The sequence below is a fragment of the Clostridioides sp. LIBA-7602 genome (assembly GCF_056688945.1).
Window position 1 is genome coordinate 2,219,925 of the sequence record NZ_CP196991.1, and the last position, 17,401, is coordinate 2,237,325.

Genomic DNA, 17,401 nt, shown 5'->3' on the forward strand with positions numbered 1-17,401 from the left:
TATTTTACCCAACCGACCAAATTTGAGCAAAACAAAAGCACCTACATATTTGTAAGTGCTTACTATATTATCTATTCTAATAATACCTTTTTCTTTTTATTATATTCTTCATCTGTTATTGCTCCTAAATCTAATAATTGTTTGTATTTTAGTATTTCATCAGCTGTAGAACCACACATAGACTCTTTTTTATCTTCTGCATCCTCGTAATTTGTTATTATAGATAAAGTTGATAAAATTTCTTGTGCATAATTATAAGATTCTTTATATAAACTTGAGTCTGTAGAGGTTTTAGAATTAATCAAGTATATATATTTTATAGAATTCTTTATATTATTAATTGTAATTTTTACTTTTAAACTATTTACATAAGTTTTTATTTTTTTCTTTCCTAATATACTTCCAGCTATAGCTCCTGTTTCGCCAAATAAAAGACCTCCTCCAATAGCACCACCTATTTCACTTTTAATTATAGATTCATCATCTTCTAAAAGTTCAAATGAAATAATATCCCTAAAGTCATATACTCTCTTATTCTTATTTAAATTGCTTATTTTATCAGACATAATTAATTGTTTTTTATTTTCATCTACTAATAAATAAATTCCTACTTTTTTACTTGCGTTAAAAGATTCAAATCTTTTTTTATTTTCAAGTGTTAATCTTATTGATTTTTTTATTTCCTCAGAAGATATTTTTTTAATTACATCTGTTGGTTCGACTATAGAAAATGTATCTTTATATTTTTTTAAACATTCAGAACATATTACACCATCAGATATTTTTTGTTTACCTTTTTCTCCACATATACAACAACTTTCATTTCCACTAAATAATCCCATAATATCCCCCTTTATTATAATGAATTTATAGGATTATTATACTATATCAGTAAAATTTTTACATTATAATCACCTTCTTTCAATCAAAAAACACCTACCTGAGTAAGTGTTTTTTGATTATTTTTAATTTTAAGTCCACATAGTTAATATAAAATTGACCAGTACGAATGCTAGGCTAGCAATGATAAACGACTTTACATACCACATTGTTAATATAAAACACTATAAAAGCTAGAATGCCTAATACTACCCATGTAATCTTTACATACCACTTAGTTAATATAAAACGAGGTATATGGTGTTTTACCACCCACTTAGAATGCTGACTTGCCATTTAGTTAATATAAAACCAATCGATGGCAAAGATGTAAAGTCTTTTATATTTGAATTTACATACCACTTAGTTAATATAAAATGTATAAATGGAGTTATAAAAGCGTTAAACTTAATTCCCTTTACATACCACTTAGTTAATATAAAATGCTCTAATGGTTGGAAAAGAACACAAGATTTTACTACTTTACATACCACTTAGTTAATATAAAATCATATGTTTCAAAGCTAAAACTCGACATAATTTCTTTCTTTACATACCACTTAGTTAATATAAAATCAGATTAAAAATTAATTACTTTTTAAACTACTCTTATCTTTACATACCACTTAGTTAATATAAAATAAATAAAACAGATAAAGCTATTAAACTGTTTCAAACCTTTACATACCACTTAGTTAATATAAAATCAATTTCTGCTGTTGCTCCTATTGCTCTTGGCATTACTTTACATACCACTTAGTTAATATAAAATCTACATTCTTCTTTCTTGTAATTCCAACCCATAACCTCTTTACATACCACTTAGTTAATATAAAATAAGGGGAGCAGGGCTACACACCGTCAATCGGAGAAAACTTTACATACCACTTAGTTAATATAAAATAGGAAATGGTGGAAATAAATCAACTGGAGGGTCTATCTTTACATACCACTTAATATAAAATGAGAATGATTTAAAACTAGCAAAGGGTACTTTAAGGCCTTTACATACCACTTAGTTAATATAAAATGGATACTAATCAAAGCCCTCGTGTACAGTATATAAACTTTACATACCACTTAGTTAATATAAAATAAGTTATAACAATACAATGAAAAAATTAACAAATGACTTTACATACCACTTAGTTAATATAAAACAGAATAGATGTTATAACTGTACTAGTCCAACGTTGTGCTTTACATACCACATAGTTAATATAAAACAAAGTTATTTTATCTTCTTTGTATATCTCACATTTACTTTACATACCACATAGTTAATATAAAACTTATCTCACAACATCACAGTTATAGTTTCTTTACTACTTTACATACCACATAGTTAATATAAAACTAAGAAAATTTCCAGCAAATTTAATTTTAAGTAGCGTCTTTACATACCACATAGTTAATATAAAACATAGAATAAATAATTTTATGAAAGGAGTGAGTTAGACTTTACATACCACATAGTTAATATAAAACCAGATTATGATTTATATGATATTAAAAATGCCGCTTACTTTACATACCACATAGTTAATATAAAACATAAACATTGTAAATTATTATTGAATGATACTTAAAACTTTACATACCACATAGTTAATATAAAACTTAAAAGAGTTATTGAAAAGTGAGTTGACTTGTAGGACTTTACATACCACATAGTTAATATAAAACGGAGCTGCTATACAATCTATTTTTGGAAGAACAGCAACTTTACATACCACATAGTTAATATAAAACATGGGTAGTTGGCTAAAAGATAAAGTTTTTGATTTTGCCTTTACATACCACATAGTTAATATAAAACAGTCGGGAACTAGGCTAACACTGTATCAAACAATCGTCTTTACATACCACATAGTTAATATAAAACCCAATTGAACTAGGGTCATATGTTGGAGATGTAGCCCCTTTACATACCACATAGTTAATATAAAACCAACTATAAATTATAAAGATTACAAAATGCTAGAAACTTTACATACCACATAGTTAATATAAAACAATTAAATGCTTTTTACAGAACGAATATTTTTAGCTTCTTTACATACCACATAGTTAATATAAAACCGAGGGACTAGACCTGGTTAGCGATGAATTAGTAAACTTTACATACCACATAGTTAATATAAAACGTGTAAAAATGATTACTATTTTTTTTAGCAAGAGAACCTTTACATACCACATAGTTAATATAAAACTGGGTTATTTAATCCTATTGCTACATCTGCGAATAGCTTTACATACCACATAGTTAATATAAAACCCGATTGCGATTTCTATTATGGGTATTTTTTATGTTCTTTACATACCACATAGTTAATATAAAACCCTTATTGTCTGATTTTTTTAAACCTTTTTTTGCTATCTTTACATACCACATAGTTAATATAAAACATAAGAAAATATAGTCGTACATTTAAAGCCTACTTTGCTTTACATACCACATAGTTAATATAAAACTATCTAGTATAGTAGCCAGTAGACCTAATATGAAGCATCTTTACATACCACTTAGTTAATATAAAACTATTTAAAGTTAGATGAAAAGGTCGAGGAAGCATATTCCTTTACATACCACATAGTTAATATAAAACCCTTTAGTATTCTTTTTAAAAAAGGATTAATTTCGATCTTTACATACCACATAGTTAATATAAAACTTTATAAATGTCTGAAATTCACTTAAAACTAAAGCATCTTTACATACCACATAGTTAATATAAAACTCTGTATTTACAGCATTCTCATTCCAAACTCTTTCGGCTTTACATACCACATAGTTAATATAAAACCGATAATACAGTAGACTGTAATACAGCTAAAAATTTCTTTACATACCACATAGTTAATATAAAACAAAAAAAGAAATTATATCATATAGTTACTATCTGAACTTTACATACCACATAGTTAATATAAAACCGATTTATTTTTCTTTATACTTGCACTGTTATGCTTGCTTTACATACCACATAGTTAATATAAAACAGAAAATATTAAAGATTATGATATTGCGTTTTCTTATCTTTACATACCACATAGTTAATATAAAACCCTATCGCTACTTCTGCTAATTCGGGTATAATAGCAGCTTTACATACCACATAGTTAATATAAAACTTTGAAATAAATAATATATGAAAATATGGATTTTTGTCTTTACATACCACATAGTTAATATAAAACAAGCATAATGAGGATTTTTCTTGCTGCAACAAAAAGCTTTACATACCACATAGTTAATATAAAACCCTCAAACTCTGAAAATTTTGTATTATTATAAAACTTTACATACCACATAGTTAATATAAAACTATCTATGATATAAATAAAATATCCTTTGATACTATATCTTTACATACCACATAGTTAATATAAAACCCCAAAATAAACTTAGCATTTTCAATACTTACACACATAAAACTCTCTCAAATTTGCAGTGAGCGGCTAGTCGTGCAATTGATAACACTTATCATACGCTCTCAATGCCTTACATTGCAACTGTTAAAGCCTACTTTATCACGAATATCGCTCACTGCAAAATTTCTATATTTTTATTATATCATAAAATTCAAACTATAAAATTAAATAAAATGGAATAATTTATCAATTTAAGAGTACCTACATATTTGTAATTCGTTACTATATTATCTATTTAGTTTTCATTACTTATAAAAAATATTATTTTTGAATATCTGTACCAATTTGTGGTATAATAATAGCAAGAAGAACTACAATCTATTTGACAGTAGAGTGAAGTTCATAATTTAAACAATTAGTAATTATTTAAATTTGTGGAACTTGATTTTAAAATCAAATTCCCAGCCACTTTTACTCTTGCCACGAGTTGAGTGGCTTTTTACTTGCATAAATACTTTACAAATTAAGCAAAATATTAAACTAGCAATAACGCCAGCTATTACATTAAGTAAAAAGTTATCCATACTTCCCACCTCCTTTCATTAGGAAGTAGGTTTTATCCTAGTATGAACTCCACTCTATAAATTGTAGATTACATCTTCTTGCTAAAATTATTATAACATATAGTGCTTACATATTTTACCTATTATATATTTCTTTAACTAAGTAAGATTTGGCAAAACAAAAGCACCTACCATTTAAGTAAGTGCTTCTCTATTCTCAATATGTTTTATTTTAATCTTTATCTATATCAATTACTTTTATAATATACTCATTAAGTATCTTTCTTATTCTTTTAGTAAAATTACTACCTGCTCCCCAGTCAATTTGAAATAATCCAGTACCACTACCAGTTGAAACAACTTTAACTAGTGTTTCTTCTGTTGTATTTTCACATATAACTAAAAGACCTGCATTACTACTACTCCTTACATAATACCTATCAAAAGCTGTGATTAATATAAACTTTCCATCTCCTAAATTATAAGCATCAGTAAAAATGATGTCCGCATCCATGTTTTCTTCTATCATTTTTTGAGCTTCTAATGGTGTCATTTTTACAGTAAATACTTCTCTTGCCATATCATTTATCACATCCTAAATAAAGATTAATTTTTATCTTAATAAAAATGTACTTCTTTAGTGTTTTCTAACACTTTTATCAAACAGTATTCCTATTCCTCCTAATAAAGCCAATATAGAACCAATATTTCTATATTGTGAAATAGATTGTTCTAAATAAATATCATATTTACTAGCATCCACTATTACACCATTTTGATTAATAAGATAATCTGCACTAATTTGACCTAAGCCTATACAACAAAATAGAACTATCATTCCAATTACAAAAGCAAATATACATATTGTTTTTAAAGTCTTTTTCTCCATAGCCACACCCCTCATAATTTAGATTTATTTGTTGTTTTTTACTTGATGATATATTATCTACATTATACTATACAACATACATATCCATCTATTTCCAAAATTGTAACATTTTCATATATTAGTATGTGACTATGCCAATTTAATCTTTAAGTTCTATCTTCTTCGCCCTCTCTTTTTCTCTCTTTCAGCTTCTTTCATTGCTTCTTCTTCATCTTCTATTTTAACAAGTATTGAGGCGGCTGCTAATGCTCTCTCATTAACTTCTAAATTCAAGTATTCACTAGGTTTCCACTTTAATTTTTGAATACAATAATGAGTAATACTAGCATCGAAATCGCCACCCCTAATTAGTTTTTTGCTTCTTCTACTTTATCTTCAAAAGTTGTATCAAATCCATTAACCTCATTCACTTTTACAGTGTAATTTACATATTCTCCTGCTGTTAACATTGTCTTCAGTAACTGAGCTTCTCCCATTACTCCATAACTATTTTGTAACTCAACGTCTTTCAAATCGGGAAATACAGTAGATGCTACACATAATTCAGCTACATAACTGTTATAGTCAATTTCACTAGTGTATTGACCAGTATGTTTCCCATTATTACCAATTACTTTCACTCTTTTAGTACAATCTCTTCTTAATACTTCATCTTCCTCAGAAGATAAAACTCTTAATTCCCATTCAACTGGTTTTCCTTCTTCATCTAAAAATCTATCACTTGCTATATATTTTACATTATCAACCTTTATTGCGTTTTGAGCTAAAAAAGCACTTAAATTACTCATATTATTCTACCTCCATAACTAAATATTTTATTTGTTTTTCTATTGTTGTAATACCATTTTCATCTAATTTGATTGTTATTGTAATTGGTTTTAATGATGAACCATCAATTGTATCAAGTGCCAGTTTATCAGCAATATCAACTAAATATAGCCCTGCTTTTCTATACATTTCCCCTACACTTTCTTCTATAGTTCTTTTCTTGCTATAATCAAAAGAAATTGAATCTTTTATCTTATATTTATCTTTAATTTTAACCATCTCCTGTTCCTATAAATAAAAAATACACATCCATAATTTATAAATGTGTATTTTACTCCATTCCACTTATTATATTGAACTTTTCAACTAATTCCCAATCCTCACAGGTAAAGTCCATATCTTCATCAAGATACTCACCATCTGCATCAAATTTAACTATAATTCCACTATCCATATTGCAGTCTTTAAGTATTATAGTTTGACGCCCAGCTGAACTCGTTGGGTCTTCATTAGTCACCTGTATATCAAAGTAAATATCCTCACCAGTCTCTTTATATCTATAAAGAAGCTCTTTAAATATAGAAGTATTATAGTGAAATGTTGCACTTCCTGTGTACTTGCTTCCAGTACTTTTATTTCCTTTTGTAGTGCTTCCTAAGATAGGAACTTCACTTTTATTTTTCTCCATTTTAGCTTCTAAATTAATAGCTTGCATAAAGTTATATCTTTTACCTTCAATAGTAACATAACATTCCGCTTTAGATGCACTTATTGTATCTCTCGCTTTTATTTGTTGAAACATAAACTTAACACTCTCCTCTCTAGCTTACTGAAACAGTCATATAAAGCTTGCTCATAGCGTTAATAATCTTAACTGCATCACTCACTATAACAGTTTTCTTATCATTTCCAAGTTCTACAGATACATCATCAGTTTTAAAATCTTCTATTGCTCTAATATTTTCTAATTCTTTGTGATGCTTAACAACATCATTCCAGAAACTTATTCTTCCTGCCTTATCGTTAGGCACTTTACCAAGATATTTATCATTAAATAAAATCGCTATATCATTAGCAATTTGGTCTAATACTCTAACACTTTGATTACTTGAGAAATCATCATTCTTATCATCTGTAAAACTAACAAAAGTGTTTATATCCTCTAATACATGAACTTCATCACCAACTTTATGAAATATAAATTTACCACTCTTTAGCGATTCCTCAAGTTGTATTTGTGTGTAATTAACATCTACATCAAACTCACCATCATACTTTTTGTTTGTATTAGATTTATTTATATCGCATCCAGCTATAGCTCCAGTAGTCCAATAAATTAAACTAGACTCTAATAGTCCAACATCTTTTATTTTATTTTCAACAGATACTACACCTTCATAATCACTATCATTTTTCTTATATAGTACTGTTTGAAATTTTGCCCCTACTTTATCTCTCATTCTCTTTGTAAATTCTACAAATAAACTTTTAATTTCTGCTGTTGTAGCTAAACATCCTAAAGCATTAAAGCTATAGCTTTCTATTTTATCTAAGAAAGCTTGGTATTCTGTCCCTGTAACTGCTTCTCCATTAGCACCACCAGTAAATACAAGTCCTGCACTTGCTTCTAGTGTTGCATCCTTTTTCCAACTAACATAGTCGTTGTCAATTAAATCTGTAATGACTTTAGCTATTTGTGTATCTACTTTCTTATTATCTAATAAAGTTACAACATCAAATTCAGTGTTATCATCAACATTTGTTGTTACTATTACTTTTAAGTCATTACCTCTTATTCCGCTATATTTAGCTATAGCAATAGTGCAACTAGCTTTAACTCCTTTGTTTAGTTTATAAAAGTATCCTAGTCGTATGTTTTTAAATAAATCTCTAAGACCTTTTAACTTCTCATGAGTGTAATCATATCCAAAGAACTTTGTTGAATACTTCTCAAAATCATCACTAGTTACTTGGAAAACTTCTTCATCAATACCCCAATCAAATTCAAGTGGCATTACTACAATCCCTCTATCACTAAGAGAACTGGTTACTCTTGCAGCACTTACAAAGTTTATATAAGCACCAGGTAGTACCTTATTTTGTGTTATAAATGTTCCTCCACCTAGAGCCAAATTAACTCACTCCTTTCATAAATTTATTTATTCTATCATCCACTTCTGAAAAAGAATATAACTCATTTTCTTTTAAAATTGCATTTAATAAATCTTTTCTACTTATATACTTCTTAGAATTAACTATCTGTTCCTTAGTGAACTTGTAGCTATCTTCTTTACTTAATGTTTTACTCAAAATTATCACCTCTCTTTAGACCGCCAAACAATTCAACTCCATTCATTTTTTCTGTATCATTACTTTTTATAGTGAAATAGTTATAATCAACAAAGAAATGAAGTACATTATCTATAATTTCATAGTTCATATTTGTACCTCTTACTAAATCTTCATTCACATTTATATACTCTAATTCCTCCAACAACATTTCAGCTATCTCATTTATCTCAAATGATTTATCATTACTTTTTGGAAAATAATGTACATCAAAAGAGTTCTTTTTTAATGTCCTGCCACTTGGATATGGTACTTTACTTGGATTTAAAGGGCAAATAAAAAAACAAGGTTCATTAATACCTTGTTCTACATCTTCACTATAAATTGTATAACTCTCTCCAAACGATTTATCTAATTTTACTGATATTCCATCAATTATATTATTAAGCATCAAATACCTTCTTTAATAAGTTTATTAATTTCTTTTCTATTATTACATCTACTTGACCTCTTAATTCTTGTACTGAAATAGTCATCATATATCTACCTTTAACCCAACCTTTATGATTTCTAGTTCTATGTCCGTATTCAATAAAACTGGCATATTTAATGGGGTTAATAATTTCTATAATGTAAGTATCTCCAGCTTTAATGACTGGAAGTGACCTTGCATAAGCTACACCATTCCAACCTTGTCGTAACACTCCTGTGTCAACTGGCGTACGTTTTATAGCTTTGCCAATTAATCTTGCTGCTAACTCTTTTGCACAATCTCTGCAAAACTTATCGAGTTGACTTTCTTCCAACCTTTGTAAATTTCTTTGTAACTTCTTTAGTTCTTTAAAATCAACACTTCCACCTCTACCCATTATGCTTTATCCTCTAATAATTCCAATATTACCTCTTGATGATTTGGATATATAGCAGTTTCACCACTTCTTATATACTCTTTTGTAACATTATTTTGATTGGTTATAATAAGTTTTGAACCTGCTTTAATTTCTATATCTGGAGATATAAAGAGTTTAATAGTTTGCTCTAGCTTAGCTACTTTCCCATCTGCTGTAGAAGTAATGTTCTTATATGAAAGCTTGCACGGTTGATTTTCTAATACAATCACTTCTTTGTTATTTGTTCTTTTACTTACAGGATCTTTAATTGGTTTATATTCTACTATAGTGCATTTATCTCTATATAAAAGTTCTATTGCTTTCATTGATTTATTTACCATCTCAAACACCTAAAGGTTAATATTTTATCTTTACCATAAGTAGTAAGGTATGCCATAAGACTGTCAAATCGTTGTTCGGGTGTTTGTGAGCCACTCCCTATAGCAAAATCTACCTTTGTATCACCTTCTGATATAGACTTTTCTACAACTTCAAAATTAAGACTTTCTATATCTAATTGACCCATATTTTTTTTAGTAAATAAAAACTCACCAACTATTATATCTATTTCAATATTTTTTAATTCTTTTGGAATTTCATTTATGTTACAATCAAGTTTAATTATATTCTCTATCTTTTCTTTTACAAAATCTATTAACCATTTATCTCCATCCTTTAGAACATATCCAAACCCTTCGAGTCTTTTTTCTATACTGTCAATCACATTATCAGCTTCTTTTTTCATAACATCCACCTACTTCTTAGTCTTACTTTTTTCTGTAAGTTCTGCTTTTTCTGTAGATTGACTATTTTCTTCCTCTAAAACTTTTACTTTCTCATTAAGCTTCTTATTTTCTTCTTCTAACGATTCAACTTTATTTCTTAAAATATTATTTTCAGCTACTAAATCCTTTATATTTAAAGACTTACCATATTTCTCTACTTTTCCAGTTTCATCTATCAAATCATATCCCATCTCTAAAAAATCATCTATTCTACATTCTTCTATAGTTAATATTCTATTTAATTTCCTTACTTGTGCCATTATGCTCCAGCTCCTTCAACAACAAATTGTATTGCATCAGCTTTTTTATTTAATATAAATACATCCTCAAAACTCTCTTCAAAGTATAAATATTTACCTTCTGTAACTGCTTTTGGTTCATCTAATGTAGAAAATTGATAAGAAACTGGTGTAATTATTGCACTTGGATGTATTAAAGACATAAATATTTGCTTAGCTCCTGCACCTGCTTTCCATCCAGTAGTAAAGTCATATACTGTTTTCATAAGATTAGATGGCACTTTAACTATCTTAACTGAATCAATATCAGTTGTTTGACGATTAAGAGAAGTCCCTCCATCTTTTATATTTACAGTTCTTTGTATCTCTTTTGCATTCTTGATTAAAGTGTCAACTCCTGGTGTAACATATAATATTCTTCCAACAGCAGGTACTCTAGCTTCTGTCATTTTTTCCATTAACTTATCAAAAACCTCTAAGATATTTGCTGTTGTAAGAGCAGTTGTCTCTGCTGTTTTACCTAGAGCTATCCAATCAGCATATATTTTAGATATACAGTAAGCATCCATTTCAGGGAATTTTTGTTCTTCATTATATACCTTTGTAATACTACCTATTGAAGTTACATAATTAGTTTGGTCAATATCTGCTGGATGAACTAATGTTGACCATTTTCTTTGATTAGTTAATGGTTTAGACTCCCAAGCATTGTCATAATTTCTTTGAGCTGCTGTTATTGTATCTCTGTTTGAATCAACTCTCCCAGTCGTGCTTATAGTTGGTATTTCTATTGTTTTAGAACCAGTCCATCTATATCTATTATTATTTTCTGTAGCATATAGTTCTCCAAAATATAGTACATATGGATAAGCCTGTGCTAGAGCTTGTGAGTATTCCTTTGCGTATTCTAATGGTTGTGCCATATTCTTATTCCTCCTAGTTATTGTTTATTATTTTCATGTGGTTTTACACCATTGAAGTTAAATTTAAATCCAGTTGATTTTAATTGTGCATCTCCTGGTGTTATAGTATCTGTTTTAGGTTCTTCACCTTCTAGTGTTGCATTAAATAAATAATCTTTATCAACTTTTAAAGGATTTATCTGTTCTTCAAAAGCCTTTTGTCTATCTTTACTATTTCTTAGTGCTTCCATGTCTAAATGAGCTTTTAATGCTATTTCATCCCTACATTTAACAGATTTAAAAGCATCGCCTAACCAATAATTAAAATCTTTTTCTTCAATTTCTTTTTTGTAAGTTTCTTCTAAAGTTTTCTTATCAGTTTCATAAGTTGTTTTTAGATTCTCTACATCTTCTTTTGTCATACCTCCTTCAAACTTTTTAATAGTTTCATTAGCTGTATTAAGTTGTGTTTCAAGATTCACATAATCTTCTTGAGTAACTGTAGTCTCTTTTATTTTCTTTTCTATAGACTTTTGAAGAGAAGCTACATCAATCTTGTTATCTTCTACTTTTATTCCTTCAAGTAATTCTTTTAACCAATCCATTTCTAATATCTCCTTTCATTTTTTACAAAATAAAAAAAGCCTCTTAAAGACTTTTTTCTAATGATTTATTTAACTCTTCATTTACCTTCTTTAAAATTTCATCAGAAACTTCGTCTATATTAGCTTTATTTTCTTTTTTTAATTTATTGCAAAGAATACTTACATTAAGATTAGCAATACAATTAATAACGATTTGTACTACACAAACTACAACTATGACTTGAGTTAATATACACATTAAAATCACCTACCTTTTTAAATTTTTACATAATAAAAGCACCTACTAATTTATTACTTAGCAAGTGCTTTTATATTACTTTTTCACCTTTTTCATAAGCTTCTTTAGCTTCTTTTAGTGACATTTTATTTGGTCCTTTGTAATTAGTTTCTTTTGGTCCACTATTTTGCCAATTACAATTATCACAAATATCAAACATATCTACATCTTTACCACACACTGGACAATTCATATCTAAACCTCCTTATATTCTTTCATTTGCTCTAACCAGTAATTATAACCTTCTTTTGGTTTAAATAAAGTTGATATTTTACCATCTTCTCTTCCAATAGCAAAATCATTAGTACTCTTTCTATATTTAAATAAAAAGTTATCTTTACTTAAAAATCCTTCTACATCATTACTCAATTGTTCTGATAACAAATTCCTTGCAGTAGATAGGTATTCTTCAGCAGTTATATTTCCATATTCATTTAAGTGTTTCTCTACATGTTTTTTAAATTTCTTTTCAGTTGGAAAATCTGCTTTTAACCAACTCTTATTACTTAGTATATCATCTTTTTTGTCAGTTATGAATGTCTTTTCATACCATTCTTTGTACTTCATACTAGATGGCACATAATAAGTTTTACCATTTTCATCTTTTGCTGCTCTATAACCTTCTTCGTCCTCAAACCAAGGAGCTATTGTTGTCCGACAACGACAATGAAATGGTGGAGCTGTTATCCCAACTTGATAATCTTTCATATCAAATACTTTACCATCTAATTCTCTACATATATTTGAGGTTCTTAAATCTAATGTGGCAACTATCTCATATTTTTCTACATCTAAATCGTTGAAACAATCTTTCCTAGAAGCTGATGCAAAGAAAGCTGATTCAGTCATTATTAAATTCTTAGCTTGAGATTTAGATACATTAAATCTCTTAGCAAAGTCATTTACTAGATTCTTTGGATTTTCACCTCTAATAATCGATTGAGTTAATTTAGTGTGTAGTTCATTTACTAAAGCAGGTCTATGTTTACCCCAAATTCTTTCTGAGAAATTTAACCCATCGCTGGTCCAAGGCTTAGAAATAACTTTATTTATTCTGTTAGTATCAAGACTCATTAAACTCCAACCAACGTTTACTCCTTGTTGAACATTAAAAGCTGTATGATAGTATCCACTTGTATAAATATCTTTCATTAACCTATCAATGCTATCAAGTTCATTTCCATAAAGCACTTCCACTTGTTGTTGTATTTGCAGTTTTAAAGCTTCAAGCCTCGTTATATGAACCCTTGCACTAGCATTTTCTAACTCTTTCATCCACTTTTGATTTATAGCATTTTCTTTACCATACTTAATATATTCTTCTACACTCCATTTAAACTCTTCTAGTTCTCTTGTATTTAACAGTTTCTTAGCTTCTAATAAAGATATTCCTTCATTTTCAGCAAATCTGTTATACCATACAAATATATCTTTTTCTATACTATTCATAGCTAATTTGTATTGCTTTTCCAATTCAAGATAATATTTTACACTTTTATTGTTTTGAGCTTCTTCTAATTGTTCAAATCTTTTCCTCCAATAATCTTTATGTTTCATCTATAACACCCTCTTGATTATTAGTAGGAATTAAATCATCATATTCTTTTTGGGTTTCTTCCTGTTTTTTAAGTCTTTCAAGTTCGTCATTAACATCTTCAGCCCAAGGATGATTACTAACAATAGTTTCATCTGATATAATTCCAATTGATTTAGAAGCCATGTCTATTTTTTCAGACTCATTTATTATCATAGAATGATTAAATGTTATTTGAACTGACTTATAATCATAACTCTTACTACTACTTATCTTTAAATACTCACATACAAACCAAAGAAGCTCTCTAATTGCTTTTTTAAACTTCTTTTCAGTTTTAGAACATTTAAGGTCCAGTAGTGAATATAAAAATTTAAGTGCTACACCCGATTTGTCACCTGTGTTTTGAGACTCGGGATTAACTCCTTGACCAAAAATAATTATATTCTTTTCTAATCTGTCAAGAAGCTCCTTTTTAGCTTCAATAGGTATACTTATCTCTAGCTTGTCAACTCCTCCTCCACCATCTACTTTAATTGATTTATAATATCTTATATTATCTATAAACTCTTGTAGACTTGTTCCTGGATATTCTTTTAATACGTAAATAACCTCTTGTATCTCATCTAAATTGTCTGCAAGTGTAGAAATGTTATTATCATATATATCTATTAATGATTTATAGAAAGTTAAATCTGAGACACACTTTTCATTATTTTTAAAAGGTATAAAAGGCACTTTACCCCATCCTTGTTCTTTGTTATTTATTCTAAAATGGCCTTCTTGTATATCGGTCATTTTTCCATATTCATCATATAAAAGCTCTTGAACAAAACTATTACCTCTTTCAATAAAGTAAGTCACATCATTTTCTGTATAATATTCAACTCTTTTTATCTTGTTACCATCTATATCTTCAATGTAGTAGAATCTAATAAATGCAACTAATTCCTTTTGTCTTTTACTATTCCAAATAGGAATAGCTTCCTCAGCAGGTATTATTACATATTTAAACTCACCTTTTCTATTAATGTATGGATGTAACCATTCAATCCCTTTATTACTAGCATTGAGGTATAGTTCTGTTATTGTATCGTCAAATTCTTCTCCTAATAATTCATTTAAAAGCTTAGTAAAGTTGTCATCATCTGCATTAAATACTATTGGATTTCCAACACTATAGCCCACCTTTTGGTCAACTAAAAGCTTATGGTAGTTATTAATTGCCTTATTATTAACCTTAGTAAAATCATCAACCTTAGCTCCATCTAAGAAATAATATCTTCTCTTATTGTTTATATCAGTATTACCATAATAGTATTCTTCTCCTTGTTTGTATCTCTCTGGTCTATGCTTTAAAATATAATGTTCTATAACTCTTGCTAGATTAAAAGTACTCTCTTTTTTTAGTTGAGCTTTTATCAAATCTGTTTCACTTATATAAATTTTTAACACCTCCTTTATTTCAAGAAGCTTATTCCATTATTTTTAAGTTTATTATCTATAGAATATCTAAGAGCAGCCATTGCATCATCCATAAATTCAACTGGTTCATCAAGATATAACCCTGTTCTTTCATCTTGTTTCCATTTCCATTGTTGAATTTCTTTTATTGTATTGGTGCAACTAGGATGTACATGTATTCTTAACTGTTTTAAATAATCTATTTGAGCTTTAACACTTCCAGGTCCTTTTTTAACTCCTTTAGCTTTATATCCTGCACTTTTCCACATTTTAATTCTGTCAGGTTCAGCACTATCACAGTACATAAATAGATTCTTTTCTAAACCTTTACTATTTGCAATCTTTATTATCTCTGAGGTATCCATTTCATGTACATATATTTCATTGCATATATATAACTCTCCATCCTTAAATCCGATTCTAAGTACTACATTTGCATGGTTAAATCCAAAGTCTTGTGATAACCTCATATTATCAAAGTACTCAAATTCTGTAGGAAATTCATGTATAACATAGTTTTTAAGTATTGCTCCACCAGTTTCTCCCCATTCTCCAAGTCCATAGACTTTATACCCTTCGGGGTCTTGCTCTTTTCTCATTTTCATTCTTCTATAATATGCTTCGTCAATAAATCTGTTTTGTAAATAAGTACTATGATGAGTGAATATATCATCATTTTTATAATCAAAATATTTTCTTTTTATCCAATGAGTGGCTGAAACCGGATTAAATGTAAATGTCATTTGATAGTATAAATTAGGGTTAGTTAAAATACCTCTTAAACGGTCGTCTAGTATATCTATATCACTTTCCATAAGTTCTGTAGCTTCTTCACACCATACCCATGTTAATTTACCTTTTGAGAAGTTAATTGATTTTAATTTTTCTCTTTGTTTTGTATCATTAACTCCTCTAAATATTATAGAATTACCAGTAACCTTACTTTTGATTTCTAGAGGGTTTAGAGTTGTTTTCCAATACTTATCAGCTTGTTTACCATAAATACGATTTATAGCTCCTGTAAGCTCTGCATATGTTGAATATTTATGTGTAGCTTCTGATTTTCTAACTACTAATAAGTTAGCTCCTTGATACTTTTTATCTCCTAACTTTAGTATATAATCCTGTGCTACATTAACAGACTTTCCACTACCTGCTGAACCTTTCATTGCTCTGTATCTTTTTTTAGTAAAGTTAACTCCCTTGAAAACTGGATTAAAATCTATTCTAACTATCATTGTTATCCCCATAATCTACACTTATTTTCAACTCATCATCTCCAATATCATCTTTATTCAGGTTATCAACCTCACATTTTAACTTTTCAACTCTATTTTTCTGCTCTTCTGTAGCTAAATTCCAATCCTTATGAATCATTTCATCATATTGTTTTATAAGACTCCTTAACTCACTCATTGCCCTACTCTGTGCATTAAGAAAAGATGCTTGCCTATCCCATGAGAATTGACATTCATATTGTATTTCTTCTCCAAACTCTGTTGTTTTTTCTTTTTTGACTTCTTTTATCATTTCTTCCTTATCTTTAACATACATTATCTTTTGTGCTCTTATTATTGCCGCATATTGAATTGTTATCTGTTCCCAAAGAATATCAAATTTATCTTTATTTTTTATTTCATTAATTATGTCTTGAGTTTCTTCGGGTAGATATTTTGAGAAGAAACCAAACTTTTCAGCATTCTTATTTCCAGGTGGACCAGTAGCATTTTTATTACCTACTGGTGCACCCCTTTTACTTTTAAGTGCACCCTTCTTTTTTTCACTAGCCCAATTGTATCTCTTAATCCATGACTTTAAAGTGTTTAAACTAATGTCATACTTTGCTGATATTTCCTTTTGTTTCATACCTTTTAGGTAATCTTGTTTTACCTTTTCTTTGACATCTTGCACATCACCACCTCGTTTGTTTGTCGTTTTGGGA

Annotated in this window: 22 protein-coding genes and 2 CRISPR repeat arrays; all 22 genes read right to left on the reverse strand. The window is 28.5% G+C overall.

Going from position 1 to position 17,401, the window contains the following annotated elements:
• Nucleotides 1-71: 71 nt before the first annotated feature.
• Nucleotides 72-842, reverse strand: a complete 771-nt coding sequence (locus tag ACTG45_RS10710; RefSeq protein WP_021384429.1) for an SHOCT domain-containing protein — start codon at nucleotides 840-842, stop codon at nucleotides 72-74.
• A 387-nt stretch (nucleotides 843-1,229) separates the two neighbouring features.
• A CRISPR array of direct repeats spans nucleotides 1,230-1,784; the repeat unit is 29 nt.
• A gap of 97 nt (nucleotides 1,785-1,881) precedes the next feature.
• A CRISPR array of direct repeats spans nucleotides 1,882-4,275; the repeat unit is 29 nt; unit sequence CTTTACATACCACATAGTTAATATAAAAC.
• 401 nt (nucleotides 4,276-4,676) lie between these two features.
• A complete protein-coding gene (locus tag ACTG45_RS10715) occupies nucleotides 4,677-4,838 on the reverse strand; it encodes a type I toxin-antitoxin system toxin (protein ID WP_021385814.1) in 162 nt (53 codons plus the stop codon).
• A gap of 211 nt (nucleotides 4,839-5,049) precedes the next feature.
• On the reverse strand, nucleotides 5,050-5,397 hold the full coding sequence (locus tag ACTG45_RS10720) for a DUF6054 family protein (protein WP_021385812.1): 348 nt from the start codon (nucleotides 5,395-5,397) through the stop codon (nucleotides 5,050-5,052).
• 57 nt (nucleotides 5,398-5,454) lie between these two features.
• A complete protein-coding gene (locus ACTG45_RS10725) occupies nucleotides 5,455-5,706 on the reverse strand; it encodes a hypothetical protein (RefSeq protein ID WP_021385817.1) in 252 nt (83 codons plus the stop codon).
• A 347-nt stretch (nucleotides 5,707-6,053) separates the two neighbouring features.
• Nucleotides 6,054-6,494, reverse strand: coding sequence for a phage tail assembly chaperone (locus ACTG45_RS10730; protein ID WP_021385805.1), 441 nt, complete (start codon nucleotides 6,492-6,494; stop codon nucleotides 6,054-6,056).
• A gap of 1 nt (nucleotide 6,495) precedes the next feature.
• Entirely contained in the window at nucleotides 6,496-6,753 is a 258-nt protein-coding gene (locus tag ACTG45_RS10735; RefSeq protein WP_021385803.1) for a hypothetical protein, read from the reverse strand.
• Nucleotides 6,754-6,805: 52 nt separating this feature from the next.
• Entirely contained in the window at nucleotides 6,806-7,276 is a 471-nt protein-coding gene (locus ACTG45_RS10740; protein WP_479918950.1) for a phage tail tube protein, read from the reverse strand.
• A gap of 19 nt (nucleotides 7,277-7,295) precedes the next feature.
• Nucleotides 7,296-8,606 (reverse strand): phage tail sheath family protein, encoded by a 1,311-nt coding sequence (locus ACTG45_RS10745; RefSeq protein WP_479918951.1) that lies wholly within the window; start codon nucleotides 8,604-8,606, stop codon nucleotides 7,296-7,298.
• A gap of 1 nt (nucleotide 8,607) precedes the next feature.
• Nucleotides 8,608-8,793 carry a hypothetical protein gene (locus ACTG45_RS10750; protein ID WP_407815314.1) on the reverse strand — a complete coding sequence of 62 codons (186 nt, stop codon included), beginning with the start codon at nucleotides 8,791-8,793 and terminating at the stop codon, nucleotides 8,608-8,610.
• Nucleotides 8,777-9,214 carry a phage tail terminator family protein gene (locus ACTG45_RS10755; RefSeq protein ID WP_021385811.1) on the reverse strand — a complete coding sequence of 146 codons (438 nt, stop codon included), beginning with the start codon at nucleotides 9,212-9,214 and terminating at the stop codon, nucleotides 8,777-8,779. The genes ACTG45_RS10750 and ACTG45_RS10755 overlap by 17 nt, the downstream gene beginning before the upstream one ends.
• Nucleotides 9,207-9,632, reverse strand: coding sequence for an HK97 gp10 family phage protein (locus tag ACTG45_RS10760; RefSeq protein ID WP_021385813.1), 426 nt, complete (start codon nucleotides 9,630-9,632; stop codon nucleotides 9,207-9,209). The genes ACTG45_RS10755 and ACTG45_RS10760 overlap by 8 nt, the downstream gene beginning before the upstream one ends.
• The gene (locus tag ACTG45_RS10765; RefSeq protein WP_021385809.1) at nucleotides 9,632-9,994 is read right to left on the reverse strand and encodes a hypothetical protein; all 363 of its coding nucleotides are present in this window, start codon (nucleotides 9,992-9,994) and stop codon (nucleotides 9,632-9,634) included. Before ACTG45_RS10765 ends, ACTG45_RS10760 begins: the two co-directional genes overlap by 1 nt.
• Nucleotides 9,988-10,398, reverse strand: a complete 411-nt coding sequence (locus tag ACTG45_RS10770) for a hypothetical protein (RefSeq protein WP_021385819.1) — start codon at nucleotides 10,396-10,398, stop codon at nucleotides 9,988-9,990. The genes ACTG45_RS10765 and ACTG45_RS10770 overlap by 7 nt, the downstream gene beginning before the upstream one ends.
• A gap of 9 nt (nucleotides 10,399-10,407) precedes the next feature.
• The gene (locus ACTG45_RS10775) at nucleotides 10,408-10,698 is read right to left on the reverse strand and encodes a hypothetical protein (RefSeq protein ID WP_479918952.1); all 291 of its coding nucleotides are present in this window, start codon (nucleotides 10,696-10,698) and stop codon (nucleotides 10,408-10,410) included.
• On the reverse strand, nucleotides 10,698-11,600 hold the full coding sequence (locus ACTG45_RS10780; RefSeq protein WP_479918953.1) for a capsid protein: 903 nt from the start codon (nucleotides 11,598-11,600) through the stop codon (nucleotides 10,698-10,700). Before ACTG45_RS10780 ends, ACTG45_RS10775 begins: the two co-directional genes overlap by 1 nt.
• A 17-nt stretch (nucleotides 11,601-11,617) precedes the next feature.
• Entirely contained in the window at nucleotides 11,618-12,184 is a 567-nt protein-coding gene (locus ACTG45_RS10785; protein ID WP_021385807.1) for a phage scaffolding protein, read from the reverse strand.
• A 43-nt stretch (nucleotides 12,185-12,227) separates the two neighbouring features.
• Nucleotides 12,228-12,422, reverse strand: coding sequence for a hypothetical protein (locus tag ACTG45_RS10790; RefSeq protein WP_167650228.1), 195 nt, complete (start codon nucleotides 12,420-12,422; stop codon nucleotides 12,228-12,230).
• A gap of 70 nt (nucleotides 12,423-12,492) precedes the next feature.
• The gene (locus ACTG45_RS10795; RefSeq protein ID WP_479917030.1) at nucleotides 12,493-12,654 is read right to left on the reverse strand and encodes a CPCC family cysteine-rich protein; all 162 of its coding nucleotides are present in this window, start codon (nucleotides 12,652-12,654) and stop codon (nucleotides 12,493-12,495) included.
• A 2-nt stretch (nucleotides 12,655-12,656) separates the two neighbouring features.
• Nucleotides 12,657-14,018 carry a minor capsid protein gene (locus tag ACTG45_RS10800; protein ID WP_479918954.1) on the reverse strand — a complete coding sequence of 454 codons (1,362 nt, stop codon included), beginning with the start codon at nucleotides 14,016-14,018 and terminating at the stop codon, nucleotides 12,657-12,659.
• Nucleotides 14,008-15,420 (reverse strand): phage portal protein, encoded by a 1,413-nt coding sequence (locus ACTG45_RS10805; RefSeq protein WP_479918955.1) that lies wholly within the window; start codon nucleotides 15,418-15,420, stop codon nucleotides 14,008-14,010. Before ACTG45_RS10805 ends, ACTG45_RS10800 begins: the two co-directional genes overlap by 11 nt.
• Before the next feature lie 35 nt (nucleotides 15,421-15,455).
• Nucleotides 15,456-16,697: a PBSX family phage terminase large subunit gene (locus ACTG45_RS10810; protein WP_479918956.1), complete on the reverse strand. Its 1,242-nt coding sequence runs from the start codon at nucleotides 16,695-16,697 to the stop codon at nucleotides 15,456-15,458.
• Nucleotides 16,687-17,370 carry a phage terminase small subunit gene (terS, locus tag ACTG45_RS10815; RefSeq protein WP_021384822.1) on the reverse strand — a complete coding sequence of 228 codons (684 nt, stop codon included), beginning with the start codon at nucleotides 17,368-17,370 and terminating at the stop codon, nucleotides 16,687-16,689. Before terS ends, ACTG45_RS10810 begins: the two co-directional genes overlap by 11 nt.
• Between the last annotated feature and the right edge of the window lie 31 nt (nucleotides 17,371-17,401).